Origin of the sequence: Enterococcus sp. DIV2379, from assembly GCF_050542965.1 — a bacterium.
Lineage (GTDB): Bacteria > Bacillota > Bacilli > Lactobacillales > Enterococcaceae > Enterococcus_D > Enterococcus_D entomosocium.
In genome coordinates, this window is sequence record NZ_CP172938.1 from 1397446 (window position 1) to 1423778 (window position 26333).

The 26333-nt window shown below is 42.1% G+C and carries 31 protein-coding genes and 1 other annotated feature; of the genes, 21 read left to right on the forward strand and 10 right to left on the reverse strand.

All coding sequences use genetic code 11. The features are described from left to right. Positions 1-96: 96 nt before the first annotated feature. Entirely contained in the window at positions 97-795 is a 699-nt protein-coding gene (locus tag IGI92_RS06440) for a hypothetical protein (RefSeq protein ID WP_430608316.1), read from the forward strand. Between the two features lie 628 nt (positions 796-1423). Continuing rightward, positions 1424-1933, forward strand: a complete 510-nt coding sequence (locus IGI92_RS06445; RefSeq protein WP_008379785.1) for a QueT transporter family protein — start codon at positions 1424-1426, stop codon at positions 1931-1933. A gap of 83 nt (positions 1934-2016) precedes the next feature. Here the strand turns inward: IGI92_RS06445 and cbpA are convergent, their stop codons facing one another. Then, entirely contained in the window at positions 2017-2655 is a 639-nt protein-coding gene (gene cbpA / locus IGI92_RS06450; protein WP_008379786.1) for a cyclic di-AMP binding protein CbpA, read from the reverse strand. A gap of 155 nt (positions 2656-2810) precedes the next feature. Here cbpA and rpmG point away from each other — a divergent pair, with 155 nt between their 5' ends. The 4 genes from rpmG (at position 2811) to IGI92_RS06470 (ending at position 5428) form a co-directional block, all read left to right on the forward strand. Then, positions 2811-2963 (forward strand): 50S ribosomal protein L33, encoded by a 153-nt coding sequence (gene rpmG, locus IGI92_RS06455; RefSeq protein ID WP_005229764.1) that lies wholly within the window; start codon positions 2811-2813, stop codon positions 2961-2963. A 12-nt stretch (positions 2964-2975) separates the two neighbouring features. Further along, complete coding sequence (gene secE, locus IGI92_RS06460; protein ID WP_005229766.1) at positions 2976-3146, forward strand: preprotein translocase subunit SecE; 171 nt, start codon at positions 2976-2978, stop codon at positions 3144-3146. Between the two features lie 119 nt (positions 3147-3265). Further along, positions 3266-3808: a transcription termination/antitermination protein NusG gene (gene nusG / locus IGI92_RS06465; RefSeq protein WP_005229769.1), complete on the forward strand. Its 543-nt coding sequence runs from the start codon at positions 3266-3268 to the stop codon at positions 3806-3808. 129 nt (positions 3809-3937) lie between these two features. Then, a complete protein-coding gene (locus IGI92_RS06470; protein WP_008379789.1) occupies positions 3938-5428 on the forward strand; it encodes a DUF1576 domain-containing protein in 1491 nt (496 codons plus the stop codon). A gap of 154 nt (positions 5429-5582) precedes the next feature. Here IGI92_RS06470 and sdaAA read toward each other — a convergent pair whose 3' ends face one another. Together sdaAA and sdaAB are read right to left on the reverse strand one after the other, a co-directional pair. After that, positions 5583-6455 (reverse strand): L-serine ammonia-lyase, iron-sulfur-dependent, subunit alpha, encoded by an 873-nt coding sequence (gene sdaAA, locus IGI92_RS06475; protein ID WP_430608317.1) that lies wholly within the window; start codon positions 6453-6455, stop codon positions 5583-5585. A gap of 13 nt (positions 6456-6468) precedes the next feature. Further along, positions 6469-7134: an L-serine ammonia-lyase, iron-sulfur-dependent subunit beta gene (gene sdaAB, locus IGI92_RS06480; RefSeq protein WP_005229781.1), complete on the reverse strand. Its 666-nt coding sequence runs from the start codon at positions 7132-7134 to the stop codon at positions 6469-6471. A gap of 318 nt (positions 7135-7452) precedes the next feature. On the opposite strand from sdaAB, the gene rplK reads away from it, so the two are divergent. The 4 genes from rplK (at position 7453) to rplL (ending at position 9853) form a co-directional block, all read left to right on the forward strand. Beyond that, the gene (gene rplK, locus IGI92_RS06485) at positions 7453-7875 is read left to right on the forward strand and encodes a 50S ribosomal protein L11 (RefSeq protein ID WP_005229787.1); all 423 of its coding nucleotides are present in this window, start codon (positions 7453-7455) and stop codon (positions 7873-7875) included. A 100-nt stretch (positions 7876-7975) separates the two neighbouring features. After that, positions 7976-8665 (forward strand): 50S ribosomal protein L1, encoded by a 690-nt coding sequence (rplA, locus tag IGI92_RS06490; RefSeq protein WP_005229790.1) that lies wholly within the window; start codon positions 7976-7978, stop codon positions 8663-8665. Positions 8666-8728: 63 nt separating this feature from the next. After that, positions 8729-8855, forward strand: a sequence feature (ribosomal protein L10 leader region). Positions 8856-8920: 65 nt separating this feature from the next. After that, complete coding sequence (rplJ, locus tag IGI92_RS06495) at positions 8921-9421, forward strand: 50S ribosomal protein L10 (RefSeq protein WP_005236672.1); 501 nt, start codon at positions 8921-8923, stop codon at positions 9419-9421. A 60-nt stretch (positions 9422-9481) separates the two neighbouring features. Continuing rightward, the gene (rplL, locus tag IGI92_RS06500; RefSeq protein ID WP_003127081.1) at positions 9482-9853 is read left to right on the forward strand and encodes a 50S ribosomal protein L7/L12; all 372 of its coding nucleotides are present in this window, start codon (positions 9482-9484) and stop codon (positions 9851-9853) included. A 119-nt stretch (positions 9854-9972) separates the two neighbouring features. Here rplL and IGI92_RS06505 read toward each other — a convergent pair whose 3' ends face one another. Then, positions 9973-10146: a hypothetical protein gene (locus tag IGI92_RS06505; RefSeq protein ID WP_005236653.1), complete on the reverse strand. Its 174-nt coding sequence runs from the start codon at positions 10144-10146 to the stop codon at positions 9973-9975. A 149-nt stretch (positions 10147-10295) separates the two neighbouring features. Next, on the reverse strand, positions 10296-11315 hold the full coding sequence (locus tag IGI92_RS06510; RefSeq protein ID WP_008381617.1) for a branched-chain amino acid aminotransferase: 1020 nt from the start codon (positions 11313-11315) through the stop codon (positions 10296-10298). Between the two features lie 210 nt (positions 11316-11525). Here IGI92_RS06510 and IGI92_RS06515 point away from each other — a divergent pair, with 210 nt between their 5' ends. Continuing rightward, complete coding sequence (locus tag IGI92_RS06515) at positions 11526-12494, forward strand: pyridoxal-phosphate dependent enzyme (protein ID WP_086332249.1); 969 nt, start codon at positions 11526-11528, stop codon at positions 12492-12494. Between the two features lie 95 nt (positions 12495-12589). On the opposite strand, the gene IGI92_RS06520 is transcribed toward IGI92_RS06515, so the two are convergent. From IGI92_RS06520 to IGI92_RS06540, 5 genes are all read right to left on the reverse strand, one after another. Beyond that, entirely contained in the window at positions 12590-13027 is a 438-nt protein-coding gene (locus IGI92_RS06520; protein ID WP_008381614.1) for a helix-turn-helix domain-containing protein, read from the reverse strand. A gap of 9 nt (positions 13028-13036) precedes the next feature. Beyond that, complete coding sequence (locus IGI92_RS06525) at positions 13037-14587, reverse strand: ATP-binding cassette domain-containing protein (RefSeq protein ID WP_430608318.1); 1551 nt, start codon at positions 14585-14587, stop codon at positions 13037-13039. 97 nt (positions 14588-14684) lie between these two features. Then, the gene (locus tag IGI92_RS06530; protein WP_430608320.1) at positions 14685-15506 is read right to left on the reverse strand and encodes a TPM domain-containing protein; all 822 of its coding nucleotides are present in this window, start codon (positions 15504-15506) and stop codon (positions 14685-14687) included. After that, entirely contained in the window at positions 15503-16624 is a 1122-nt protein-coding gene (locus IGI92_RS06535; protein ID WP_430608321.1) for a TFIIB-type zinc ribbon-containing protein, read from the reverse strand. The genes IGI92_RS06530 and IGI92_RS06535 overlap by 4 nt, the downstream gene beginning before the upstream one ends. A gap of 16 nt (positions 16625-16640) precedes the next feature. Further along, positions 16641-17867 (reverse strand): SPFH domain-containing protein, encoded by a 1227-nt coding sequence (locus tag IGI92_RS06540; protein WP_086299567.1) that lies wholly within the window; start codon positions 17865-17867, stop codon positions 16641-16643. A 283-nt stretch (positions 17868-18150) separates the two neighbouring features. Between IGI92_RS06540 and dnaX the strand changes: the two genes are divergently transcribed. The 10 genes from dnaX (at position 18151) to IGI92_RS06590 (ending at position 26317) form a co-directional block, all read left to right on the forward strand. Next, positions 18151-19872: a DNA polymerase III subunit gamma/tau gene (gene dnaX, locus IGI92_RS06545; protein WP_430608323.1), complete on the forward strand. Its 1722-nt coding sequence runs from the start codon at positions 18151-18153 to the stop codon at positions 19870-19872. Positions 19873-19892: 20 nt separating this feature from the next. Beyond that, positions 19893-20207 (forward strand): YbaB/EbfC family nucleoid-associated protein, encoded by a 315-nt coding sequence (locus tag IGI92_RS06550; protein ID WP_430608325.1) that lies wholly within the window; start codon positions 19893-19895, stop codon positions 20205-20207. A gap of 14 nt (positions 20208-20221) precedes the next feature. Further along, positions 20222-20818 carry a recombination mediator RecR gene (gene recR, locus IGI92_RS06555; protein WP_005229813.1) on the forward strand — a complete coding sequence of 199 codons (597 nt, stop codon included), beginning with the start codon at positions 20222-20224 and terminating at the stop codon, positions 20816-20818. Between the two features lie 20 nt (positions 20819-20838). After that, on the forward strand, positions 20839-21486 hold the full coding sequence (gene tmk, locus IGI92_RS06560) for a dTMP kinase (protein WP_005229815.1): 648 nt from the start codon (positions 20839-20841) through the stop codon (positions 21484-21486). A 32-nt stretch (positions 21487-21518) separates the two neighbouring features. After that, on the forward strand, positions 21519-21848 hold the full coding sequence (locus IGI92_RS06565) for a cyclic-di-AMP receptor (protein WP_005229817.1): 330 nt from the start codon (positions 21519-21521) through the stop codon (positions 21846-21848). 14 nt (positions 21849-21862) lie between these two features. Next, positions 21863-22795 carry a DNA polymerase III subunit delta' gene (gene holB / locus IGI92_RS06570; RefSeq protein WP_005236622.1) on the forward strand — a complete coding sequence of 311 codons (933 nt, stop codon included), beginning with the start codon at positions 21863-21865 and terminating at the stop codon, positions 22793-22795. 29 nt (positions 22796-22824) lie between these two features. Further along, positions 22825-23625 (forward strand): PSP1 domain-containing protein, encoded by an 801-nt coding sequence (locus IGI92_RS06575; RefSeq protein WP_430608327.1) that lies wholly within the window; start codon positions 22825-22827, stop codon positions 23623-23625. 19 nt (positions 23626-23644) lie between these two features. After that, a complete protein-coding gene (locus IGI92_RS06580; protein WP_077452675.1) occupies positions 23645-23992 on the forward strand; it encodes a DNA replication initiation control protein YabA in 348 nt (115 codons plus the stop codon). A 74-nt stretch (positions 23993-24066) separates the two neighbouring features. Beyond that, positions 24067-24927: a 16S rRNA (cytidine(1402)-2'-O)-methyltransferase gene (gene rsmI, locus IGI92_RS06585; RefSeq protein ID WP_430608329.1), complete on the forward strand. Its 861-nt coding sequence runs from the start codon at positions 24067-24069 to the stop codon at positions 24925-24927. Between the two features lie 172 nt (positions 24928-25099). After that, a complete protein-coding gene (locus IGI92_RS06590) occupies positions 25100-26317 on the forward strand; it encodes an ammonium transporter (RefSeq protein WP_005236611.1) in 1218 nt (405 codons plus the stop codon). Positions 26318-26333 lie beyond the last annotated feature (16 nt).

The window sequence follows — 26333 nt, forward strand, 5'->3', positions numbered from 1 at the left end:
TTTAAATAAGTGTTTTGATAAAAAAATATTTATTGTTCATAAAAAGTTTTTTTTTTAGATATTATATTGAGATAATCAAAATAAGGAGGGTTTAAAATGAAAAAAGTGTCCATACTATTTGTTCTTTTACTTGGCTTTGTTGTTTTTCCGATGACAGTTTTTGCTGCATCTTCACCAAGTGTGAGCTATCAAACAAATATCCAGTCTCAAGGGTGGCAATCATGGAAAACAAACGGTCAGACGTCAGGGACCACAGGGAAAGCCAAGCGACTTGAAGCAATCAAGATAAAAATTACTAACGAAAAATACAAAGGGAATATTGAATATAAAACCTCCATTCAGAAACAAGGCTGGGAAAAATCGTTTAGAAAAAATGGGACTCTGTCTGGTACAAGTGGAAAAGGACAACGGTTGGAGGCGATCCAAATCAAACTCACCGGTGAGATCGCTAAGTATTACGATGTCTATTATCGAGTCAATGCACAACAATTTGGCTGGATGGGGTGGGCGAAAAACGGACAGTCTTCAGGAACGTCTGGCTTTGGTTTTCAACTGGAAGCAATCCAGGTCAAACTGGTGAAAAAAGGTGGGAAAGCACCTGGAACGACGAATGATGCATTTAGAGATGGACTGAAAAAATATGTAGACAAACGGGGCAAAGGGCTGATCAAAGGCTCCAAACAAAAGATTTATCATATACCGAGGAGTCAATATTATAATAAAACGACCAGTCCAATTCGGATGTTCAAGACAGAGGTGGAAGCCTACAAAGCGGGCTTTCGACCAGCTAAATAGAGGTGTGGCAGGCATTCGCTGAGTAAACATCTATGAGAAATTGCTTTACCAAAAAGGTAACGAGGCAACGAGAAGAAAGCTATTTTTGATCAAAAAGTAACTGAATCGTCTGATTCATTCTAAACATCCCTTTCCGTTAGCGAAAAGGGATGTTTTACGTATTCAAGATGATTTCTGTGCGTAGATCCGACGAATCTTAAAGTAATTCAGCACTTAACCTTTCATCACGAGATGCGCCTTGATTTAGCGAGGTTTCAACACAAAGCCACCATCTTCATCGTTCATTTCTTCGGTAGGCGTAAAAATAATATTTTTCCCATCTCTTTCAAGGGTAAAGATTGAATCACAAGCCATTAGGAAATCTGACGATGGATGATTCATTGATAGTCGAATAGGGCTAGAAAATGAAAGCTGCGAAGTGTTTCTTTGAATCAACGGATGAAGGAATAGAGGGAGCAATTCCATCTGCATAAAGTTTTGTCAGGTGATTTCGAGATGATTTGAGGATTAAATGGCCGGTTTAACATTGATATATGGCTATTAATGTGTATAATAAGTACTTGTGCGAAGCGCACCGCGGTTCATCAACCATCCCGCGTAATCAAAACTCGGAGAAAGTAGGGATCAAATGGAAAAATCAACAAATCTAACCAATCAACGTTTGCGTGTCGTCGCAGCCAATGGGATCATTATGGCACTTTATGTTGCTGTAACGGTTCTAGTCTCACCCGTTGCCTCAGGAGCGATTCAATTTAGGATATCTGAAGGATTGAATCACTTGGTCGTTTTCAACAGAAAATTGATGTGGGGTGTCGTTGGCGGGGTTGTAGTGTATAACATGTTCTTTGGAATGGGGATCTTGGATGTCGTATTCGGCGGTTTCGGAAGCTTCTTGGCTTTAGGAGCAACTGCATTGGTATATAAGAAGATTCCAAATGTTTTCGTAAGACTGGCATTTAATACCATTGTTTTTTCATTAAGTATGTTCCTGATTGCGATTATGCTAAATATCACCTTAGCATTGCCTTTCTGGCCAACATTTGCAACAACGGCATTGAGTGAATTTATTGTAATGACGATTACGGCACCGGTGATGTATATCATCAATCGTGCCGTTCGCTTCGATAAGCGCGTGTAAAAAAAGCTTGTTTTTTGCTTTGATGGTTCTCAAAAAACAAGAAAAAAGATCATTCCTAAGAAATGAAGGAATGATCTTTTATTTTATTCTGCTTTTAAGTCTTCGATCTCCACAACTTTGAAGTTTTTCGCTTCTAGTTGCGCCACGATCTTGTCGCATAATTCTTTTGATGTGTTTGCTGGTAAAGTGATCATCGTACGACGAATAAATTCGTCTTTACCGATGTCGAGAGTGATACAGCTAGCGATACTGCTGTATTTTGCGATTATTTTTGAGATAACCGCTAAGTCGCCTTGTTGACCTGTTGATGCGATCGTCAACACATAGCTTCCTTGTTCGACGCTCCATGATTGTGACAACATATTCAATAAGGAACTATGAGTCAAGATGCCGTAAAATTGATTGTTTTCATCTAGTACCGCAATATAAGGCAATTCTTTGATTGTAAAGAAAACCTTAAAAAATGAAGAGTTGACATAAATGAACTTCGTCGCATTTTTTAGCAGATAGGTGACGGGTAAAGTCATGTCACCGCCATTTGCTTTATGGCGATAGATGTGCATTTTATAAATATTTCCTCTAAAAATCTTTCCTGATTCATCTAGGATAGGCACACAACGATAACCAGACTCTTCTAAAATTGCCAGCGCTTCTTCTAAGGTAGCTGTTTCCTTTACCGTTGTTAAATCGCGTTTTTTGTAAACCATTGTTTTTAATAACATAATTTTCCCTCCCAAATACCCATTTAACACCATTATCATACCACAAAATCAGCAGAAACTATATTTATACGACAGAAAATCAAAAATTGACACAATCTTAAATAAATGGTATTTTTAGTGTTGGAAAACTTTATAAAAAGGGGGAGGACACTAAGATGGCAACGAAAAAAGCTGCTTTGGCTTGTTCTGTCTGCGGATCCCGCAACTATTCAAAATCAGTCAGTGAAGGTAAAAAAGGCGAACGCCTTGAAATCAACAAATTTTGCAAGTATTGCAATCAATATACTTTGCATCGTGAAACGAAGTAAGGAGGGAATCGAATGAAATTTTTGAAAAATGTTGTTGAAGAAATGAAAAACGTTTCTTGGCCATCAAAAAAACAATTACGCAAAGATACATTTGTGGTGATTCAAACAACCATTATTTTTGCATTGATGTTCTTTGTGATGGACACACTGATTCAAACGGTCTTCAATTGGATCCTAAAGTAACACTTCTTACTGATAGCGCTAGTCATTTATCACAAATCGTGCTATAATCGCTTTGAGGAAAAACTTCGGTGCAGCTGAGGTTTTTTTATTTTACAAAAAAGATGGGGAGTCCGAAAAAAATGGAATCTTTTGAAAAAAATTGGTATGTACTACATACGTATTCTGGCTATGAAAACAAAGTAAAAGCGAACCTAGAGTCACGTGCACAAAGCATGGGGATGGGTGATTATATTTTCCGTGTCGTCGTTCCCGAAGAAGTAGAAACAGAAGAAAAAAACGGCAAAACCAAAGAAATCGTTCATAAAACATTTCCTGGCTATGTATTAGTTGAAATGGTCATGACGGATGAATCTTGGTACGTTGTACGTAATACTCCTGGGGTAACAGGTTTCGTTGGCTCTCATGGTGCAGGAAGCAAGCCAGCGCCTTTATTACAAGAAGAAATCAATTCAATTTTACGTTCGATCGGTATGAGTACTCGGACAGTTGAACTGGAAGTCGAAATTGGCGAAACCGTCAAAATCATCGAAGGTGCGTTTTCTGGTCTAGAAGGACAAGTAGCAGAAATCGATGAAGAAAAACAAAAACTAAAAGTGAACATCGATATGTTCGGTCGTGAAACCAGTACAGAACTTGATTTTGAGCAAGTAGATAAAATTTAACTGCTGGATAGACTAGCATGAACGGCTCATTTACGGTAAAATAACAGTAATGAGAATAAAGTGGACCAATTCGTTGGCCCACTTTTTTTCCTCAAAATGAGTAAGCGCTTTATAAGAGGAAGGGGTCTTATGTCAAAATTATTTGCTTTTTTTAGAGTAAAGTTTCACAATGATTTTCATCCCCATACTAAAGGGATGATCTCTGTACATAATGGGTATAGCTTGTTGTTTCTTTTTAATTTGCTGCTGTTTTTCTTTGCCATGTTGTTTTTCGATCCAAGGGTGGCAGTCGAAGAGCTCAAGTTGATTTTATTTTCGGAAAGTCATCTTGTGACAGATTATATTGCTATGACTTCTGTAGGGTCGGCTTTATTAAACAGCAGTTTGATGACGTTTGTAGCGATCTCGATTTGCTATCATTATCGGGTGCCGATCACAGGAGGCGCGGTGTCTGCTATCTTTATGGTGACTGGGTATGGTTTTTTTGGGAAAAATCTACTAAATTTTATCCCGATATTTTTAGGCGTCCGTCTGTATTCGTATTTTATGAATGAACCATTGAAAAAATTTCTGTTGATTGCATTGTATGGATCGTCGGTTTCTCCAATCGTCAGCTATTTTGCATTCAATGACTCACTACCGCCTTATTTTAGCTTGGTGATGGGGTACGGTATTGGAATTTTTACCGGTTTTTTGATGGTTCCCATGGCCTTATATTTTCAAGGACTTTTTCAAAGCGTCAGTTTATACAGTGCTGGATTCACTTCAGGAATGTTGTGTACATTAGTCGCCGCTATCTGTCGGATGTTTGGCCTAACGATTGAGCTAAGAACATTGGTGTCGCAAGAACAGCAGCCGCGTTTGATTCTCATGATGCTGGTTTTAGGAAGTGTGTTCGTAGGCTATGGGTCGCTGATGGCAATCAAGAAAAAACGATTGAATATGCGAGCGATTTGGTCTCATAGTGGCAAAATCGAACGAGATATCTTACGTGATACCGGCGTTTATAATACGATGATCAACATGGGATTGATGACGTTTTTGCTTGTGGCATATGTCGTCAGTATTGGTGCGGTTTTAAATGGACCAGTTATCGGTGCGATCTTTTGCGTCATCGGCTTTTCTGCTTGTGGCTCTCATGTCTTTAACTCGCTGCCTTTATTGGCAGGGGTGACGATTGCCAATCTATTGAGCGTATACACCATCAACGAGACGGTTACAGTCACGTCAGCGATTTTTGCGATGATGCTCTGTGCAGTAACAAATGCCTATGGCTGGAAAGGCGGCTTGGTGGTCGGTTTTGTGCACGCCTCAATGGTACTGAATATTGATTTCTTACATGGAGGTTTGAATCTGTATAACAATGGTTTTTCTGGCGGGCTAGTCGCCATGATGATCATTCCCTTATTGGATCTCAGCAAACAGCTTTGGCAAAAATCAGCCGATCAGGCGCAAGCTACCAAGGATGAAAAACCACAAATGGACTTGAAAGCACAAGAAAGCGAGCAGCCATTGGTCCCATTGGATCAAACAGAAGGAAAACCTAAATTTTCCGAGCCTGTGAAGGTATTAAAACCCGTTGCCCAAAAGAAACACTATAGGGTAGGCGAGTGGGAGTAGAAAAACCGCCAATGTCATTTGTTACTTGTTTAACAAGTAGGGAGTGCTTGCCTTTTCGTCGTTGGAAATAATGGGAAAATGAAAACCAACCAAGAACAAGCAACGATTGGTTGTTCTTGGTTGGTTTTTATTCGTGTTCATTTCTAAAAAAACATCAACGATTGGCTTCTAAGATTTCTGCCTGTAGGCGTTGGGCAGTCGGCGTCATGGCTAGACCGCCTTCAGCCGTTTCTTTGAAAATGCTAGGGATTTGCCGACCGACTTGATACATCGCTAAGACCACTTCATCAGGTGGGATGACACTTTCGATTCCTGCTAATGCCATGTCGGCAGAGATAAAGGCCTGGGAAGATCCCAGGGCATTGCGCTTCACGCAGGGGACCTCGACTAAGCCCGCGACAGGGTCACAAATCAAGCCCATCATATTCTTGAGGGTGATCGCCACCGCTTGAGCCGCTTGGTGGGGGGTGCCACCTTTTGCACAAACCAAAGCCGCCGCTGCCATTGCGCTAGCAGAACCGATCTCTGCTTGACAACCGCCTTCGGCACCGGAAATCGAGGCATTGTTGGCAATCACCAGGCCAAAGGCGCCGGCTGTAAACAAAAAGTCGACTTGTTGCGCTCGAGTCAGTGCCAAACGCTCACGTACGGCCATCAATACACCAGAAACAACACCCGCACTACCGGCAGTCGGTGTTGCACAGATCAAGCCCATTTTCGCATTGACTTCGTTGACTGCAATGGCATTTTGGACCGCTTGTAGAATGGTTTCTCCGCTTAAAAAATCACCGGCAGCAAGGTAGTCGTTCATGCGAGTCGCATCGCCGCCGGTCAATCCCGTCACCGATTTTACACCAGCGACACCTTCAGCGACTGATTGTTCCATAACAACTAAATTCTTTTCCATGATTGCAAGGATTTGTTCGCGACTACGACCAGTATTTTCTGCTTCGATCGCAATCATCATCTCTGCAACGGAAGGATAATTTTTACTTTCTATTACTAACTCTTCTATTGTATAGAACATGTGCTTATCTCCTTTAATCAAAATACGCAGCGCTGTAAACGTGCGGCAAAACTTTGATTTGTTGCGCCAGCTGATCATTGCGCTGATCGACTTCGATGATCATGATTGCTTTATCACCGACAGCTTCTCTCGTAACGGTCATCGTACCGATATTGATTTGAGCCTCTGATAGTAAATTGGTTACTTTCGCAATCATTCCCGGAACATCTTGATGGACGATCACATAAGTAGGGGTACCCAGTGTCAGAGAAATTTTGAAGCCGTTAAGCTCTGAGATTTGAATGTTGCCACCACCTATCGAGATGCCAGTGACAGATAGTTTGTGGCTACCTTTTGTCAAAATCATCTTGACCATATTCGGATGTTCCGCTTTTTCTTTTTTAGGGACGAATAAGACTTCGATCCCTTTCTCATAAGCGATTTTTAAAGAGTCCGCTAGGCGAGCATCATCTGGCTCCATGCCTAAGAGACCGCCAACTAACGCAATATCGGTTCCATGACCGCGATAGGTTTTAGCAAACGATTCATACAACAGGATATCTACACTGTCTGGCTGTTCGCCAAAAATACTGCGAACGATTTTTCCGATCCGGGCAGCACCGGCGGTATGAGAACTGCTGGGACCCACCATGATGGGTCCGATTATGTCAAATACACTGCGGTATTTTAATTGTTCCATTTTTTTCACCTCGATAGTAGTAAACGAATAGGGAAGAATTCCAGTAGTAGTGTAGCATAAAAAAATGAGAGAATGAAAAAAGCAGACCAAAAGCAAGTGATTTTTATTTCTTTTTTTAGCGATGGACTAACGAAAAGCGCTGGTGAGCATTTTTTCAAAAAAATCAGCTGAAAAACCTTGAATTATTCCATAAAGATGCTATAATATTCCAGTGTGCTTTCGTCACACGTTTTTTGTGTGTGCACATGAATCACCAAAGTGGGAGGAGAAATTTGGATCTCCAATTAACCACATCACGGACTCAAGGAGGTATGTCTCGTGGCAAAAAAAGTAGAAAAAATCGTTAAATTGCAAATTCCTGCAGGTAAAGCAACACCAGCTCCGCCGGTAGGTCCTGCGCTAGGTCAAGCGGGTATCAACATCATGGGATTCACTAAAGAATTCAATGCTCGTACAGCTGATCAAGCAGGTTTGATCATTCCAGTAGTGATCTCTGTATACGAAGACCGTTCATTTACTTTCGTTACAAAAACACCACCAGCAGCAGTATTGTTGAAAAAAGCAGCAAACGTTGAAAAAGGTTCAGGCGAACCAAACAAAACAAAAGTTGCAAAAGTTTCACGCGATCAAGTAAAAGAAATCGCTGAATTGAAAATGGAAGACCTAAACGCAGCTGACGTTGAAGCAGCAATGCGCATGGTTGAAGGAACTGCACGAAGCATGGGGATCACTGTAGAATAATTACAGCCCTAAGGAAGTAGCTTCTCAGTCGGCTTCATATTGAAAAATATGGGACACGTGGGAGGTTCTACCGTTATAACCACATCAAGGAGGAAACAAAATGGCTAAAAAAAGCAAAAAAATGCAAGAAGCATTGAAAAAAGTTGATGCTACAAAAGCTTATTCAGTTGAAGAAGCAGTAGCTTTGGCAAAAGAAACAAATATTGCAAAATTCGACGCAACGGTTGAAGTTGCTTACAAATTAAACGTAGACCCTAAAAAAGCGGATCAACAAATCCGTGGCGCGGTTGTATTACCAAACGGTACTGGTAAAACACAAACAGTTTTAGTTTTTGCTAAAGGCGATAAAGCCAAAGAAGCAGAAGCAGCTGGTGCTGATTTCGTTGGTGACGACGATATGGTTCAAAAAATCCAAGGTGGCTGGTTCGATTTTGACGTTGTTGTTGCAACGCCTGACATGATGGCTACTGTTGGTAAATTAGGTCGTGTATTAGGCCCTAAAGGTTTGATGCCTAACCCTAAAACTGGTACAGTAACAATGGACGTAACAAAAGCAGTTAACGAAGTAAAAGCTGGTAAAGTTACTTACCGTGTTGACAAAGCTGGGAACATCCACGTACCAATCGGAAAAGTTTCTTTTGAAGATGACAAATTGATTGAAAACTTCAAAACGATCCATGAAACATTGTTGAAAGCTAAACCTTCAGCAGCAAAAGGGCAATACATGAAAAATATCTCAGTTACAACAACATTTGGTCCTGGAATCCATGTAGAACAAGCTTCTTTCTAATTTAATACAAAAATTCAAAACTTTTATTGACTTGACTACCTTATCTATGGTAAGGTAGTCAAGGTTAAAAGTTTAACTGTACCGAAGACAGTAGGTGGCATTTGCCTTAATTTCCTACCGAGGACGTTTATTGAGAATCTTCAATAGTCCCTCTATGTCTACGGTGGCATAGAGTTTTTTTATTGTCCTTTATAGGACAAAGGAACAGTTTGTTTCGAAGAAACTCTTCCATCAAAATCAGGAGGTGAAATATAAATGAGTGAAGCAGCTATCGCTAAAAAATCCGCGATCGTTGATGAAGTGAGTGCAAAATTCTCTGCAGCCGCATCTGTAGTCGTTGTTGACTACCGTGGACTAACTGTTGATGAAGTAACTCGCTTACGTAAACAATTGCGTGATGCAAACGTTGAGATGAAAGTTATCAAAAACTCAATTCTTTCTCGTGCTGCTGAAAAAGCTGGTCTAGAAGGTTTAGGTGAAGTATTCACTGGCCCTACTGCCGTAGCATTCAGTAACGAAGACGTTGTTGCACCTGCAAAAATCATTAACGATTTCGCAAAAGACGCAAAAGCTTTAGAAATCAAAGGCGGTATCATCGAAGGCAAAGTTTCTTCATTGGAAGAAATTACTGCATTGGCGAAATTGCCAAACCGCGAAGGACTTCTTTCTATGTTGCTATCTGTGCTACAAGCACCTATCCGCAACGTGGCTTACGCTGTCAAAGCAGTGGCAGAAAAAGAAGAAGATGCAGCATAATTGCCGCATAATTTTTCAGTATTAAAAACTAAACTACTTACTTAAATGGAGGAAAACAAAATGGCATTGAACATTGAAAACATTGTCGAAGAGCTAAAAGGCGCGACAATCTTAGAATTAAACGATTTAATTAAAGCTATCGAAGAAGAATTTGGCGTATCTGCTGCAGCTCCTGTAGCTGTAGCTGGTGGAGCTGGCGATGCTGGTGCTGCTGAAGAACAAACTGAATTCACTGTAGAATTGACTGCAGCTGGCGATCAAAAAGTTAAAGTTATCAAAGCAGTTCGTGAAGCAACTGGCTTAGGCTTGAAAGAAGCGAAAGCAGTCGTTGACGGAGCTCCTTCAGCAGTTAAAGAAGGCATCTCTAAAGACGAAGCTGAAGCATTGAAAGCAGCTTTAGAAGAAGTTGGCGCTTCAGTAACAGTTAAATAATTTTTCTTAGTGTCAAATCTTTTCGTATGAAGGGGTTTGGCGCTTTTTTTGTTAGAGGCTGAGATTCCTAAAAAGTAATAAGCAGCGATCCTCGTTTTTTTATGAGCGAGGATCGCTGCTTATTTTTTTCGAAATTGTTGGAATAAGAACACGAAAATAAAAAAGAAAAATGCTTCCCACAACGTTGTGGTCCAACTAAAGCTGCGGTTAATACCAAAAACGAGATTACCAATATTGGAAACCACCAAATACAAGGCTGTTGCTAGCAAAGAATAGCCGAATCGTTTGCCCATCATTACGCCTCCCTTTGCTATGATTGTAACAAGTCAAAAGAGTTGTGGCAATCAATTCTGATGCAGTGATGATAAATTGATCGATAGAAAGAGAAAAACCGAACGGTCCGTAGTGATCGTTCGGTTGAAGAGGATGTAGCCCGGTTCGCTTAATCCAATGGAACATCAAAGATCCAACCGGTTGGTGCCGAAATATCGCCGAATTGAATGCCGGTCAATTGGTGATACAATGCTTTTGTTTGTGGACCAACTTCCGTTTCGCTATAGAACACATGGAAATCCTCGCCGTTTTGGATCCCGCCGATCGGGGAAATAACAGCAGCTGTTCCGCAGGCACCCGCTTCGACAAAACGATCCAGCTCATTGAGATAAACATCACCTTCCACAGGGGTCAATCCTAATGAATGTTGCGCTAGATGCAGCAATGAATATTTTGTGATACTTGGTAAAATAGAAGGAGATTTTGGTGTCACAAATTCATTAGCAGCCGTGATCCCGAAAAAGTTGGCAGAACCGACTTCTTCGATTTTGGTATGCGTTTCTGGATCAAGGTAGATGCAATCGGAAAATTTCCGTTGATGGGCTTCGTATCCAGGTAACAAACTCGCCGCATAATTTCCACCAACTTTGGCTGCGCCAGTACCATTTGGTGCCGCGCGATCATAATCAGAAACAATGAAATTGGTTGGTGTCAATCCGCCCTTAAAGTAAGGTCCGACCGGCATACAAAAAACCGTAAAAATATACTCTGGTGCTGGGCTGACACCGATATTTTCTCCGACGCCAATCAATAGAGGACGAATATACAAGGTGGCGCCGCTGCCATAAGGCGGAACATATTCCTGATTTGCTTTTACTACTTGTTTTACCGCATCTAAGAAAAAGGCCTCAGGAACCTCTGGCATACGCAGGCGATAGGCACTGCGGTTCATCCGTTTGCTATTTTCGTCTGGACGGAACAAATTGATGCCGCCATCTTTTCTTCGGTAGGCTTTTAGTCCTTCAAAACATTGCTGTCCATAATGAAGAGCGGTTGATCCCTCGTGGATATGCAGATAATTATCCTCGGTAAGTTCGCCTTCATTCCAAGAACCGTCTTTCCATGTTGCCAAAAAACGCCATGGCGTTTTGATATAAGAAAACCCTAAATTTGACCAATCGATTGTCATTCGTTCACACCCTTTTTTAATTTTTCTAAGTATAGCACTTCAGAAAAGAAATGTCATTATTTTCTGAAAATTCTTCTGTAAGAATATTTGGTGACAGTGACGTGTAAAGAAAGGGGAACCGATCTTTGCTTGTACGAGTTCCCCAGATTGTTTTTCTACAAGTTCTGTGCTTCAATGAGAGTATAAAAAAACAAAAAAGGGGGAACGTTTGTGATTGAGGAAGTGTTGACGGACAGTCTGGGGATCGCTGCTGCGTATCGACGATTGAAACCAATCATGATCCATACACCACTTGCACCAAGTAATATTTTAGGCAAAGAAAAAGAGGGCACGATATTTTTGAAATTAGAAAATCTACAGCGTACCGGCTCCTTTAAAGCGCGGGGGGCGTATAACAAACTCGCGTCATTGACTGATGCAGAAAAACTTCGCGGTGTCATTGCCTGTTCTGCAGGAAATCATGCGCAAGGTGTTGCTCTCGCCGGATCGTTACTGGGGATCAATGTCCGAATCTTTATGCCATTAACGGCTGCCAAAACAAAAATAGAGGCGACAAGAAGTTATGGCGCACAAGTCGTTTTAGCAGGAGAGACGTTTGATGAAACCAAACAACTGACACTAGACGCCATGAAAGATAGTGGCGAAGTATTTGTCTCCCCCTTTGATGATCGTGCAGTAATGGAGGGGCAAGGAACGATTGCGATCGAACTGTTGGAGGATCTTCCAGATGTTGATAATGTCATTATTCCCATCGGCGGTGGTGGGTTGATTGCTGGGATTGCTTTAGCCTTAAAAGAACTTCGTCCAGAAGTCAAAATCATCGGCGTTCAATCCTATGGCGTTTATGGCATGATCGCCTCACTTTGGCAGCAAAAGCTAGTAGCCAATCGCCGCAGTAGAACGATCGCCGATGGCTGTGATGTTGCATTGGCAGGGGAACTGACCTATGATGTTTTAAAGACCCGTATCGATGAAACGGTCTTAGTTGAAGAATCCGATATCGAACAAGCGATCCATTACTTAGCATTGAAGGAAAAAGTCATCGCAGAAGGGGCTGGTGCATTAAGTACGGCGGCGATTTTAAGCGGACAGATCGATCATTTGCTTCGAGGAAAGAAAACTGTGGCATTGGTCTCCGGCGGCAATATTGATTTCTCTGTGTTTAAGGAAATCATCTGAGTGCAACAAGCCTTCCAAAAAAGAAAGAAGAGACCTGATTAGACATTCTCCTAATTGGGTCTCTTCTTTTAAATTCAAAGCAGGCGCTCAGATGATTACTTTGGGAGAGAAAGTATTGTTTCGATCCACTGTCCAAAGGTTGTTACATATTTCAACGGTCCGACCAATGTAAATCGTGCCATCGTTGGGTTGATTTTTTCAAAGTAAAAACGCCGACTTTCCCCTGAGTAAAGTGCATTGAACTCATCAATAACGATTTTTTTTTGCTGTTGTAGCAATTCCTCTGATTCAATAAAGAAATCAATGGCAAGTAAGCTTTCGGGTATCTGTTTTTCTGAACGTATTGAAGCAAAAGAAAGCAGGGGATCTTCAAATGGTTCGCCCATCAACGAAGCCACATCTTTGTAAGAAAAGCGCCACTGCCCGCCAATTTTTGTCCCTTTAAGTTGGTTGGTCTTTTGATAATTTCGGATGGTTCGAGTCGTTACGCCCAGTTTTTCAGCGACTTCTTCAACGGTATAATAATCTTTCATCGGTTCCTCCTACAAAGCGATTGTACGATCACAAAAGCGTTGCTCCTCTTTCTTATGACTAGTATAGATGATAATGCGTTTTTCTGCATGTTTTTTTAAACACTTCATAATCTTTTCGGCAGCTTCATCATCAAGGCTGCTGGTAGCTTCGTCTAAAAGAATGATTTCGGCATCACTTAATAATATGCGAGCTAGAGCGATTCTTTGCTTTTCTCCTCCAGACAAGTCGGCACCATTTTCCGTAAGCCTGCTAGTCCATGAGCGCTGTTGAAAAATGGGCGCTAAAATACCAGAGGTTTCGATAATTGTTTTTTCTTCTCCCGTCATTTTTCTTCCCCATACAAGATTTTCTTCAATTGTCCGAGAGAGAATCGTAGGGTCTTGAGCAAGGTATAGGGTTTTATCTGTTTCAGGGTTTCTTGGCTTGATGCGTTTACTCTTCGTTGAAAGCGAAATTCCTTCTGATGGATAAAGGCCAGCAATTGCCTTTAAAAACGTTGATTTTCCTTTTCCTGAAGCGCCAGCCAAGTAAATATGTTCACCAGGTTTCAAGGTTTCTTCAATGGGAAAGGAAAAGCTGTGGTTGCCAATGGATACGACAGGGTGGTCGAAAGTAAGACTCAGAGTAGCTTCACACGTTTGGTTCCAGCGGTCATCGGGAGCAGCCAATTCTTCGTTAACAAAACGTTGATTGGTCCTCAGAGTAGCTGTATCAAGATTGATTTTCGTTAAACCACTTAATGCAGAAAAGTAAATGGGTAATAGCACGCCAATCAAAATCAACGCAGAGGTTGGCAGTTCATCTTGTAATATTCCTTGAATCATAAACAAATAGACGCCGATCTGGGCGATCTGATTGATCGCATTAAGGACTAAACTAGTCTTTTGGGCAAAAGTATTGGTGTTTGCTAATGTTTGATACATCGATGTCAATTGAGAGGAAAACAGCTGCTCAAGAACAGCGTCACTCCATTGCTTCATTGTATCAATATGGGACAATGTTGTTAACATTTCCTTATTGCTAAGAGCAAATGCTTCTTGCATATTTTTCATCTTAATACTCAACTGTTGATTGATCCATCGAAACCCAAAAACATTGATGGGAAATAGCGATAGTAAAATGAAACCCAGTAAATAATGCAATTGGAAACACAAAAAAAGTGGGATCAGCAATAAGAAAAAGCAGCGAATGGCTTCGCTAAAACTACCGCAAATAAACAAGTATAAGGAATCAACAACGCCAAAGATGCGGTTTAATAGATAAGTGGGCTCCTTTTCAGAGAGTTCTACATAACTCTTCCTTTTCATTTTTTTTAACAATTCTAAGAGATGGCGAACATTCATCGAAGCTGCATAGCGCTCTTTCATCACAATCAATAAGAATTGCGCGCAATAAGTGATACTTAATATGAACGCTAATAAGCCGACGAGATGATCAAAGCGCAGTGCGTGATCTTCTTGTAGAAGTAAAGGGAAAGCGAGGTTTGTCAGGACAGTCAAAAAAACTAGCAAACTACTCAAACTGATAAAAAGTTTATTGTTTCTAATAATTTCAAACATAAAATCAACTCACTTCCTATATTTTCCTAAATGGTAGATGTTTTTATGAAAATTGTCAACAAAAAAAGAGTTCCTGATTAAAGGAACTCTTGAAAAATCAAAAGCTGCGTCCGCCGCCGCCGAATGTTCCGCCACCAGAAGAGTGGGTCGTACTGCCACCGCCGCCGCCAGAAAAACCGCCACCACCGCCTCCACCATTATTCGAAGGACGGGGGATGCGTCTGGTTGTGACAAAGGAATTGACTAAGCGATCTTCTTTTTGGGTCAGATCAATACTTGATTTTTCTAGATAGTTAAATTTGTAGCCGCCCATTTTTAATTGGTAACGGGATTTAACAATGATGAAAAAAGCGATACTGATCACTGCCGCGATCGCTAAGCAAATAGCAATTTCTAGTGGCGTTATCACTTTGTAATAAGTAATTTTTCCGGTATCACGATCGATACGATAATGATCGGCAGGAACACCTGCTTCCACAAAACCCTCTGCTTTTTGCAGATAGACCAATGCAGCTTGATAATAATTTCCCTCTGCCATCTGGTCAAATACCGCATCAAGTAGCTTATCTAGACGTGAATCGGTAAGATAATCGATCATATTTCCGGAAGTCGAAACGTGAAATTTCCGTTGCGCCATATCGATCACCAATGCCGAACCGTTGTTGTCGTTGCCGATCCGTCTTGAAAGATATCGATCAGTGTACAACTCGATATCTCCCGTATTGCTGTTTGTTGTTTGAATAAAAATTTCGCCTTTGATCTTTGCATTCAGCGCTTCTGCTTCTTCGTTCAACTTCTGGATCTCTTGTTCGGTAAAGAGTCCAGCGTGGTCTGCGACTGTCTCTTCGGCTGCGAAGGCGGGCAGGGCGGTTAAGAAAAAACCAACCAGCAGTAACAACAAATAAGATAGTTTTTTCATAAGAAATACGCTCCAATCAATGCGAGGATGGTCGTTGCCGCGAAAATTGCGCCACTGACGATTCCCAAGCGCTTGTAACTAATCGGTAAAACACCGCTGACTTTTCCGGTTTGCCCATTCATCGCATAATAAAAGGCACTCTTGTTTTCATCATCGGCTCGATAGGTCACTAGCCATACAGGAAGCAAAACGTAGTTGTTTTCTTCTTTTGTTAGATTGATGGAACGATTGTTGCGTTTAAAACTAGTATAGCCATTGACGGTACCTGCTAGCAGATTTTCAGCATAACCCGATAATTCGTTTTTGACTTCGTCAGAAAGATCAATGTATTCAATGTCTCTTTTTTCTGCTTGGAAGCCGGCTAAATATTGACTGCGAAAATTAACAGCTTTTTCAAGGGGAAACGGCTGAACGCCAGTCACCATTTTTTGCTGAACGTTTTTTGACAGCGCATGCTTGAGCAATTCATTCACCTTGATTTTTCCTCGTCGCAAGACATCGTATTGTTTGTGCTCAGTATATTCAATATCACCAACGCGCCAAATACGCAAAGAGGTACCCATACCTGAAAGCGAGCCATTCATCTCAGCATCGACGACCCAATAAGGGAAGTACACACCAGTCAATTTCTCTACTTGTGCTTGATTGAAGAAATCCCGTGGCACAAATTTTTTCTTTTGCGCCCATTCTAAGAATTTCGCAGTTGCTTCTTCCTTTTCGATGGCAAAAGGGAGGACTTTGTTAGGTAAAAATTCTCCTGAAAGCCGTCCCGACAAAACGACCGGGTTATGGCAAAAGTAGCAATAGGTTGCGGCTGTAGTCGCATCCGTCACGATTTCAGCACCGCAGCTGGGGCAGGTGAAAAGGTCCATCTGCCCCGCTTGTGCATCGGCTTGCTCTCTAACTTCTTCTTGAAGGGACGGTTCAGTCTCGGTCGCTGCAGAAGGATCTGAGACAGGAGTATCGGCCATCTGCGCTTCTTTTTGCTTTTCTTCGAAGGCAGTGACTTCGTCTTCAGTAAAAATACTCAGACAAAATGGACAATGAAATTTTTGATCACCAGGTTCAAAGGTTAAAGCGCCCCCACAATTGGGGCACTTATGTGTGATAACATCCATCAGCAATCCTCCTCAATTAGTCTACTGGGACACCTTTGAAAGGTTTGCCGCAATTCGGACAGAATTTTGGAATGCCGTTGGCTAAATCGATCACTTCACCACAATCGCTGCATTTCATTTTCAGGCTTGGTCCATCGCTCGTTGGTTTTGGCGTCCCGCAATTGCTGCAGAATTTACCAGTATTAGAGGTGCCGCATTGTGGACAGTCCCAATGATCTGCGTTGTTTTGTGCAGAAGCCTGTTGCTGCATTTGCTGTTGGTTGTTTTGTGACGCTTGGTTCAAATAACCGCCACCAGCGTTCATCCCCATGCCCATGCCAACAAACCCAGTCGTAGCCCCAGCGGCATTGCTACCGGCAGATTCCATACCACGAGCAACCGAACCTTGAACATAGCCTTCACGAATCGAAGGGTCGCCTAACATTGCCCCTTGGTTCCGCATGTTGATCAGTTTTACGGAATCATCCGTATAAGAGATGCTTGCGACGGCAACAGAAACGATTTCCATGCCGCGGAGTTCTCGCCAGCTGTCATCAAGAACCGTTCCCATATATTTGCTTAATTCCATGCTCTTAGATGGAACGTAAGAAATTCGTTCGCCATCAGCGGACATTTTGTTGATCGCTGTTTGTAGGGCGGTCAAAAATTCAGCTAAGTACTGCTCATTGATGTCGTTGATATCGACTTGACTTTTGTTTTTTGGGATCGCATTCGTATAGAACAAAATTGGATCGGTAATTCGTAAGGAATAGTTTCCGTGCGCCCGTAAGAATAGTTCTGCGTTATAAAAGTTGTCAAAATAGTTCAAAGGCGATGAAGTACCGAAGCGAATTCCTTTGATTTCTTGAAGATTGATATAAAAAACTTGTTGTTTTTGTGGTGTAACGCCGCCAAACTTAAAGCGGTCGAAGGTTTCAGAAATCGCATCTTTCAGTGAACCGTTCAACATCGAAGGCGCTAATTCATTTTTGACGGTATAGTAGCCTTCTTCAGCGGTATAATCGATGATTCGCCCGCCATCAACTAATAACATCATCATATTCGGATAGACATGGATCACTGACCCATCAGTGATGACATCTTCCGTGCCTTTTCTGTTAGAACCGCGTTTGTCATTACGCCGCACTTTGACACCTTTTGTCATTACTGTCGAATCGCTCATATTGTCAGGCTCGATCACCTCTAGCCATTGATCTGCTAATCCGCCGCCAATTGCGCTTGTTGCCGCTTTGATAATACCCATTTTCAGTCCTCCTTTAAATTGTTTTCATCACAATAGATGAACGTAGATTCATTATACCATAGGAGGTGAGATTTACGTTATCAGTCTAAAGTTGGAGAAGAGGAATGGTCTTTTTTCTTGAAAATAGGGAGGAATAAAAGGATATAGTGAGTGAAAGCGCGCGGAATGGCTCTTCGAATTAAATTTCCATTTCTTTTGAGATTCCACCACGCAAACGGTGGTTTTTTTAGCTGATATTACGTATAATAGAAGGTAGCGAATTTTGAAATGAGTGTGGAAAACTATGGCCTATCAAGCATTATATCGTGTTTGGCGTTCTCAGCGTTTTGATGATGTTGTCGGACAAAAAGCAATTACCCAAACCTTAAAAAATGCAATCGATCAAAATCAAATCTCGCATGCTTACTTGTTTACGGGCCCTCGAGGAACCGGGAAAACAAGTGCAGCGAAAATTTTTGCCAAAGCCATCAATTGTCCGAACCAAGTCAATGGCGAGCCTTGCAATGAGTGTGACATGTGTCGCTCAATCACAGCAGGAACGCAAGAAGACGTGATCGAAATCGATGCGGCAAGTAACAACGGTGTAGAAGAAATTCGCTTTATTCGTGATCGTGCGAACTATGCACCGACCCAAGCAGAATACAAAGTTTATATCATTGATGAAGTGCACATGCTGTCAACAGGCGCATTTAATGCATTACTAAAAACATTGGAAGAACCACGGAAAAATGTTGTCTTTATTTTGGCAACAACAGAGCCCCATAAGATTCCAGCAACGATTATTTCCCGAACCCAACGATTTGATTTCAAACGGATCAATACGCAAGACATCGTGGGTCATTTGGAAACGGTCCTTACTACTAGCGAGATCAATTACGAAGCAGAAGCTTTACAGATCATTGCGCGAGCCGCAGAAGGCGGTATGCGGGATGCCTTGAGTATCACCGACCAGGCGATCGCTTTTAGTGATGGAACCGTAACGACCCAAGATGCTTTAGAAGTGACGGGCAGCTTGTCCTATGAAATGATGGACCGTCTGATGCAGGCTTGTTGGGAAAAAGAAGTTGCCGATGCGTTAGCGACCTTGCGGGAGTTATTAGCCTCTGGTAAAGAAGCCCGCCGTTTATTGGAAAACTTGTTGGTTTATTGTCGAGACTTGCTGATGTATCAACAAGCGCCGCAGCTGCTATCTGAAAAGTCTCTGCAGTTGACTGAAGCGTTTCAAACACTGGCAAAAATTACCCCGCCAGCAAAAATCTATCACTGGATCACGGTCTTAAACGATACGCAAAATGAAGTACGATTTACGAACAATCCTACGATCTATTTGGAAGTGGCTGTGGTCAAATTAGCCAATGATCCAGAAAGTGCTGCTGTTGCCAGCAATTCAGCTGACAATAGTCAAGAAGTGGCGCAGTTACGTCAAGCACTGCAAAAACTTCAGGCAGAGGTGCAACGACTGCAAGAGAATCGACCGACAGGTGCCGTTGCTGAAACCACCGCGCCAGTGAAGAAAACCAAGGCGACCACTACGTTCCGTTTACCAAAGGAACGCGTGTTCCAAGTGCTGAAAAGTGCAACGAAGAAAGACTTGGCAAATGTTCGTAATGTTTGGGACGATCTTTTGATGTCTCTTTCCGTGACGCAAAGAGCTATGCTGCACTCCAGTGAAGCAAAAGCTGCCAGCGAATCGGGCGTCGTGATCGCTTTTGACTATGAGATCTTATGTCAGCGAGCAAGTAACGACCAAGAGTTTCAATTGATGATCCATAATCAATTGTCCCGTATGATCAAAGACTACGCCCCACAGGCTGTCTTTATTACAAAAGAAAGTTGGCCGACGCTACGACAAGAGTTTTTGGCTGGCGGTCAAGCAACGGAAGAGTCAGAAATTGAAGTAGAGCAAGAAGAGACCGAAGCCGCTCCTGTCGAACCAGAAAATGACGACTTAGTAACAAAAGCGCAAGAGTTATTTGGTGAATTAACCAGCATTGAAGAAAATTAATGAATATGGAGTGATGAATAATGATGCGAGGCATGGGAAATATGCAAGGCATGATGAAACAAATGCAAAAAATGCAAAAAGAAATGATGAAAGAACAAGAAGCACTAAACAGCAAAGAATTTATCGGCGAATCGACAAATGGCTATGTCAAAGCGACCTTTACTGGCGATAAGACGTTACAAGACATTGCTATCAATGAAGCAATCGTTGATGCTGACGATGTGGAAATGCTGCAAGATATGATCACTTTAGCTATTAATGACGGATTAAAGAAAATTGAAAAAGAATCGGAACAAACAATGGGCAAATATACAAGAAACATTCCGGGTCTATAAAAGGAGAAATGACGGTGCAATATCCTGAACCGATCGCCCGATTGATCGACAGTTACATGAAACTGCCGGGAATTGGACAAAAAACCGCAACACGTTTGGCATTTTATACGATTGATATGAAAGAAGAAGTCGTCAATGAGTTTGCTAAATCGTTGCTTAGTGTTAAACGAGATTTGCACTTTTGCAGTATTTGCGGAAATATAACGGAAGAAGATCCTTGTGAAATCTGCAGTGATCCCACAAGAGACAAAGAAACGATTTTAGTAGTTGAAGAGCCTAAAGATGTCATGGCATTAGAAAAAGTCCGCGAGTATCATGGACTTTATCATGTGCTGCATGGTGTGTTATCCCCGATGGAAGGGACAGGTCCAGAAGATATCAACATTGCATCCCTGATACAGCGGCTGCATGATGATCAGGTCAAAGAAGTGATCATTGCGACCAATGCGACCACGGAAGGCGAAGCGACGGCGATGTATATGTCGCGTTTGATCAAGCCTGCCGGTATTAAAGTCACGCGTTTGGCTCATGGCTTATCTGTGGGCAGCGATATTGAATACGCGGATGAAGTGACCTTGCTAAAAGCAGTAGAAGGTCGCCGAGAATTATAAAGATATTGGAGGCAATTAGGGTGAATGGATTGTTTATAACCATCGAAGGACCGGATGGTGCTGGAAAAACCAGTGTGATCGAAGAATTGTATCCTCGGTTACAGCTTGAAGCAACAAGAAAAATCGTTAAAACAAGAGAACCTGGCGGAGTTAAAATCGCTGAAAAAATTCGTAAAATTATTTTAGATCCGCGAAATGAAGAAATGGATGAGCGGACCGAAGCCTTACTTTATGCAGCGGCACGCCGCCAACACTTGATTGAGGTTGTCCTGCCGGCATTGAACGCCGGACACATCGTGATCTGTGACCGCTTTGTTGACAGTTCGCTTGCCTATCAAGGAGCTGGACGTCGCATCGGGATTCCTGAGATCGCACGGATCAACGAGTTTGCGACGGAAGGAACGACCCCTGATTTTACCTTGTATCTAGATGTTGACTCTGATACTGGCTTGCGTCGCATCCAAGAAAATCGTGCACATCAATATGACCGACTAGATTCGGAAGGATTGGAGTTTCATCAACGGGTTCGTCATGCGTATCTAAAGCTAGCGGAAGAAAATCCTGTACGCATTCATAAGATTGATGCTAGAATGGGGTTACAAGAAGTTGTTGAATCCAGCTATTCAGCAATCGTTGAATCGTATCCTGCTTACTTCAAATCAATCTAGGGTAGGTTGGATAACACAAAGGAGATGGTCCCATGAAATTAATTATGGCAATCGTACAAGACAAAGACAGTAATCGTTTGGCAAATGAGTTTATTGATGCCAATATCCGTGCTACAAAATTGTCATCAACGGGTGGTTTTTTAAAGGCTGGTAATAGTACGTTTATCATTGGTATTGAAGATGACCGTGTGCAAGATGCGTTAGAATTGATAAAAAAAACCTGTCAATCAAGAAAGCAATATGTCTCGACACCGATGTCACTAGATATATCCTTAGATGGTCAAGTTCCTTATCCAGTCGAAGTCGAAGTCGGTGGCGCCACCGTATTCGTGCTGCCAGTTGACGGATTCCACCAATATTAAAAAAGGAGCATTTCATGGAGGAGTTATTTCTACAAGAATACCAGCCTCTTGTTTTTGCCCAACTAAAAAAAAGTATCAAGCATGGGCGCATTGCTCATGCTTATCTTTTTGAAGGGGACAAGGGGACTGGCAAGCATGAACTAAGTCTATGGCTCGCAAAACGCCTTTTTTGTGCCAATGTACAAGAAGAAGCGCCATGTGGTGCATGCAGCAATTGTCTACGGATCGCCCAAGGAGAGCATCCTGACGTTATCCAAATTGAACCTGATGGTCAGATGATCAAAGTCGACCAGATTCGACAGCTGCAAGAGGAGTTCTCAAAAAGCGGCTTTGAAAGCCGTTTGAAAATCTTTATTTTGTCTCAAGCTGACAAAATGAACAACAGCGCTGCCAACAGTTTACTAAAGTTTTTAGAAGAACCAGTGGGAAACTTTCTGGCGATCTTAGAAACGGAGAGCCTTGGTCGTATTTTGCCAACCATCCAGTCTCGCTGTCAGATCATTCATTTCTCTCCTTTGTCAAAAGAAAAACTGCAAGAAAAGTTACAAGAAGAGGGACTTTCTAAAGAGACAAGCCGACTTCTAAGCCACTTGACCAATAGTTATCATAAAGCAGTTGAAATCTCGCAAGATGAATGGTTTAATGAAACTAAGGATGCTGTTAAGCGTTGGGTGAATTACCTTTTGAAGAAAGACCCGCAAGCATTTATTTTTGTTCAGAAAAAATTATTGGGTCTAGCAAAAGAAAAAAATCAGCAATCAGAAATCTTTTTGCTCTTGTTATTTTACTTTCAAGAGGAGCGGGATCGATTGTTGGGGCAAGGTTTATGGGGAAAAGAGATCAATCGTGCCATTGAAGCCGCATTGCAAGCACAAAAAAAGTTGCAAGCCAATGTGTCTTTCCAAGGTGTGGCAGAACAATTTTCCGTGAAAATCATCTATGGATAAAACGCAGCAGCCGGAAAAGGAGACCAGAGATGATCGAAGTTGTCGGAGTGCGTTATCATGACGTAGGCCAGATTTATTTTTACTCACCGAAAAAACAGACCTATACTATAAATGACCAAGTCATCGTGGAATCACAAGATGCTAAATGTCTTGCTACAGTCGTCACCAAAAGCAGAGAAATGAATGAGAGCGATTTGCCACAGGTAGTCAAACCTATCTTACGTCGGGCGACGAAGAAAGATTTGGAACAGGCAGCAGCCAATCAAAAGGCGGCAGATGAAGCGTTAAAAATTGGAAAAGAAAAAATCCGCGCACATCAGTTGCCAATGAAACTGATTCGAGTAGCCTATACCTTTGAGCGGACAAAACTGATTTTTTCGTTTACTGCAGAAAGCCGTGTTGACTTTCGCGAATTAGTCAAAGACTTGGCAAGTGAATTTCATACCCGGATTGAACTGCGCCAAATCGGTGTCAGGGATGAAGCGAAGGCACTAGGCGGAGTTGGGCCCTGTGGTCGCAAACTATGCTGTGCGACGTTTTTAGGGGATTTTATCCCTGTATCCATCAAGATGGCTAAAGATCAAGGACTTTCCTTGAATCCTGCGAAAATCTCAGGATTATGCGGTCGTTTGATGTGCTGTCTTAAGTATGAAAGTGAAGAATATGAGCGGGCGAAAAAAGAATTGCCGGATCGCGGCAAGGAAGTTGAAACGCCAGATGGCAAAGGACGTGTGGTTGGGCTGGATCTGTTGAGCCGAGTGATCAAAGTCCGTTTGCATGATCGGCAAACACCAATCGAATATGATTATGAAGAACTAGTGACAAAATAAGTAGGTGACCATAATGAGCATGGACAAACGATCAATATATGACGGATTGAATCAGTTAGAATCGGAGTTGCAAAATTCCTTAAATAATCTAGCGGAAATGAAGCAGTCTTTGCAAGAAATCGTCGAAAAAAATACGACATTAGAATTGGAAAATCAACGCTTACGTGAACACATTCGTGAGTTGAACCAAGTGGCAGATGCACCCGCTGAATCGGTCAAACAAGAACTTTCTAAATCACGAATGAATTTAGAAAAGATTTACGAAGAAGGATTTCATGTTTGTTATGACTTATACGGTTCTCGCAGAGAACATGATGAACCTTGTGCATTTTGTCTAGAAGTGATCTATCGTGAAAGCGGCAAATAACTGACTGACAGTCTAATAGGTTCGTTAGAAAAAAGATCAGTTTCCACTGGTCTTTTTTTCGAAAGGAGCAGTACATGCAAAAGCAACAAAGTTATAAACAAGACACTGGAAAACTGTATCTTGTTCCGACACCGATCGGGAACTTGGAAGATATGACGGTCCGCTGTGTCAAAATTTTAAAAGAAGCGGACCTGATCGCAAGTGAAGATACTCGCAATACCCAGAAATTGTTGAATCATTTTGAGATCTCGACACCGCAAAAAAGCTTACATGAACACAATTATAAAGAGCGAGTTCCGCATTTGGTAGAACAGCTGCAGATGGGCAAGACCATTGCCCAATGCAGCGATGCTGGTATGCCCTCCATCAGTGATCCGGGGCATGAATTAGTCAAGGCCTGTCTAGCTGAAGGAATCGCGGTGATTGCGCTTCCGGGACCTACGGCAGGTTTGACAGCGTTGATTGCTTCAGGCTTATCGCCGCAACCAAATCTTTTTTATGGCTTTTTACCTCGTAAGAAAAAAGAACAAAAACAAGCCTTGAGTGAATTAGCGACCCAGAAAGCAACGATGATTTTTTATGAGTCACCCTATCGAATCGCAGCGACGATTGAAACAATGCTAGAGGTATTTGGTGAACGTCAGGCAGTCATTTGCCGAGAATTGACAAAAATCCATGAAGAATACTTGCGAGGGACCTTTTCTGAATTGATCGACTATTTAGAGCAGCAGCCAATCAAAGGAGAATGCTGTCTGTTGGTGGAAGGCTCTTCTGAAATACATGAAATTGTTTATGAAGGAACTTACGCAGAACAAGTAGCTGCCTTGATGGAAGAGGCCGAAATGTCCTCAAAAGAAGCAATCAAAGAAGTGGCTAAACGTAATCAAGTAAAGAAACAGCTTGTCTATCAAGCGTATCACCAAATAGAAGAGTAATCATACCGAGACTTCTCTCGGTATTTTTTTGTATCACACGCTTACTTATGTGATATTACCTAACATATAAAGTCAGCTATTTTCAGAAAATTCATGTTTTTCTCAGAAAAATCTAGATTATTCGAAAATATGGTGTTAGGATAGCTAACATATAGAAAGGGAGGCGTGTAAAATGGATACAGGGAATATTGCATTTATTTTAATTTGTAGCGGTATGGTTTTTCTAATGACTCCAGCATTGGCATTTTTTTATGGAGGATTGGAACGACGCAAAAACATCCTCAATACCATGATGATGGTGATTTGTACGATGGGCTTGGCGTCCGTCCTCTGGGTCGCTCTAGGGTATACATTATCCTTTAGCGGGACAGGATCATTTATTGGCAATTTAGACAAAGTCTTTTTCAATCATGTTTCGATGTCAGAAGGAGAGGGAATTCCAGAAGGGTTGTTTGCTGCCTTTCAAATGATGTTTGCTTTGATCACAACGGCGATTATCACTGGATCAGTCGTTGGAAGAATGCGGTTCTCTGCTATTTTTCTATTTATTGGCTTCTGGCTGGTTTTCGTGTATTTTCCAATGGCGCATATGGTGTGGGGCGGTGGCTTCTTAGATGCGATCGGCTCGATCGATTTTGCAGGAGGCAATGTCGTTCACATCAGTTCGGGAATCAGTGGGCTAGTCTTAGCGATCGTTGTCGGTAAGCGACGAGAATTTCATCAAACCGAATATCGTCCTCATAATATTCCCTTTGTTGTACTAGGTGCCGGTCTTTTATGGTTTGGCTGGTTTGGCTTTAATGCTGGCTCTGCGTTAGCAGCTGATGGTCTAGCGATCCACGCCCTAATGACCACGAATACAGCAGCAGCCAGTGCGATGCTTTCTTGGATGCTGATCGAAAAAATCGTCGTGGGAAAACCGACAATCGTCGGTGCTTGTACAGGTGCAGTGGTGGGCTTAGTTGCCATCACACCAGGGGCGGGGTTTGTCTCCCTTTGGTCTTCCTTTATCATTGGCGCTTTAGTCAGTCCGTTTTGTTACTTCTTTATTTCCGTCATCAAACATCGATTAGGGTTAGATGATGCATTGGATGCCTTTGGTTGTCACGGGGTAGGCGGAATCTTCGGTGGTTTGATGACCGGGATCTTTGCCGATCCCGCTGTTGGCGGACATTCAGGATTGCTTTATGGCGGTGTTGATCTTTTTATCGCACAAGCCGAAAGTATCGTATTTACGATTTTGTTCGCTGGTATCCTATCCTTTGTCATAATTACCTTGATCAAATGGGTGATGCCGATTCGCGTATCTCAGCAAGAAGAAGCGGTGGGGATGGATCGGATCGAACATGATGAAACGGCCTATCCTACCTTTATGGGGTTAGATTCTTAAGAGTGGAGGAGCAGTC

Excerpts from the sequence above, each read along its gene's own strand:
- rpmG (WP_005229764.1), top strand. The coding sequence starts at position 2,811 with ATGGCAACGAAAAAAGCTGCTTTGGCTTGTTCTGTCTGCGGATCCCGC.
- IGI92_RS06550 (WP_430608325.1), top strand. The coding sequence starts at position 19,893 with ATGATGCGAGGCATGGGAAATATGCAAGGCATGATGAAACAAATGCAA.
- rsmI (WP_430608329.1), top strand. The coding sequence starts at position 24,067 with ATGCAAAAGCAACAAAGTTATAAACAAGACACTGGAAAACTGTATCTT.
- IGI92_RS06540 (WP_086299567.1), bottom strand. The coding sequence starts at position 17,867 with ATGGGTATTATCAAAGCGGCAACAAGCGCAATTGGCGGCGGATTAGCA.
- holB (WP_005236622.1), top strand. The coding sequence starts at position 21,863 with ATGGAGGAGTTATTTCTACAAGAATACCAGCCTCTTGTTTTTGCCCAA.
- nusG (WP_005229769.1), top strand. The coding sequence starts at position 3,266 with ATGGAATCTTTTGAAAAAAATTGGTATGTACTACATACGTATTCTGGC.
- IGI92_RS06510 (WP_008381617.1), bottom strand. The coding sequence starts at position 11,315 with ATGACAATCGATTGGTCAAATTTAGGGTTTTCTTATATCAAAACGCCA.
- IGI92_RS06520 (WP_008381614.1), bottom strand. The coding sequence starts at position 13,027 with ATGAAAGATTATTATACCGTTGAAGAAGTCGCTGAAAAACTGGGCGTA.
- IGI92_RS06525 (WP_430608318.1), bottom strand. The coding sequence starts at position 14,587 with ATGTTTGAAATTATTAGAAACAATAAACTTTTTATCAGTTTGAGTAGT.
- IGI92_RS06575 (WP_430608327.1), top strand. The coding sequence starts at position 22,825 with ATGATCGAAGTTGTCGGAGTGCGTTATCATGACGTAGGCCAGATTTAT.
- sdaAB (WP_005229781.1), bottom strand. The coding sequence starts at position 7,134 with ATGGAACAATTAAAATACCGCAGTGTATTTGACATAATCGGACCCATC.
- IGI92_RS06580 (WP_077452675.1), top strand. The coding sequence starts at position 23,645 with ATGGACAAACGATCAATATATGACGGATTGAATCAGTTAGAATCGGAG.
- IGI92_RS06565 (WP_005229817.1), top strand. The coding sequence starts at position 21,519 with ATGAAATTAATTATGGCAATCGTACAAGACAAAGACAGTAATCGTTTG.
- IGI92_RS06440 (WP_430608316.1), top strand. The coding sequence starts at position 97 with ATGAAAAAAGTGTCCATACTATTTGTTCTTTTACTTGGCTTTGTTGTT.
- IGI92_RS06445 (WP_008379785.1), top strand. The coding sequence starts at position 1,424 with ATGGAAAAATCAACAAATCTAACCAATCAACGTTTGCGTGTCGTCGCA.
- secE (WP_005229766.1), top strand. The coding sequence starts at position 2,976 with ATGAAATTTTTGAAAAATGTTGTTGAAGAAATGAAAAACGTTTCTTGG.
- rplJ (WP_005236672.1), top strand. The coding sequence starts at position 8,921 with ATGAGTGAAGCAGCTATCGCTAAAAAATCCGCGATCGTTGATGAAGTG.
- IGI92_RS06470 (WP_008379789.1), top strand. The coding sequence starts at position 3,938 with ATGTCAAAATTATTTGCTTTTTTTAGAGTAAAGTTTCACAATGATTTT.
- IGI92_RS06590 (WP_005236611.1), top strand. The coding sequence starts at position 25,100 with ATGGATACAGGGAATATTGCATTTATTTTAATTTGTAGCGGTATGGTT.
- rplL (WP_003127081.1), top strand. The coding sequence starts at position 9,482 with ATGGCATTGAACATTGAAAACATTGTCGAAGAGCTAAAAGGCGCGACA.
- IGI92_RS06530 (WP_430608320.1), bottom strand. The coding sequence starts at position 15,506 with ATGAAAAAACTATCTTATTTGTTGTTACTGCTGGTTGGTTTTTTCTTA.
- IGI92_RS06505 (WP_005236653.1), bottom strand. The coding sequence starts at position 10,146 with ATGGGCAAACGATTCGGCTATTCTTTGCTAGCAACAGCCTTGTATTTG.
- IGI92_RS06535 (WP_430608321.1), bottom strand. The coding sequence starts at position 16,624 with ATGGATGTTATCACACATAAGTGCCCCAATTGTGGGGGCGCTTTAACC.
- dnaX (WP_430608323.1), top strand. The coding sequence starts at position 18,151 with ATGGCCTATCAAGCATTATATCGTGTTTGGCGTTCTCAGCGTTTTGAT.
- rplA (WP_005229790.1), top strand. The coding sequence starts at position 7,976 with ATGGCTAAAAAAAGCAAAAAAATGCAAGAAGCATTGAAAAAAGTTGAT.
- sdaAA (WP_430608317.1), bottom strand. The coding sequence starts at position 6,455 with ATGTTCTATACAATAGAAGAGTTAGTAATAGAAAGTAAAAATTATCCT.
- cbpA (WP_008379786.1), bottom strand. The coding sequence starts at position 2,655 with ATGTTATTAAAAACAATGGTTTACAAAAAACGCGATTTAACAACGGTA.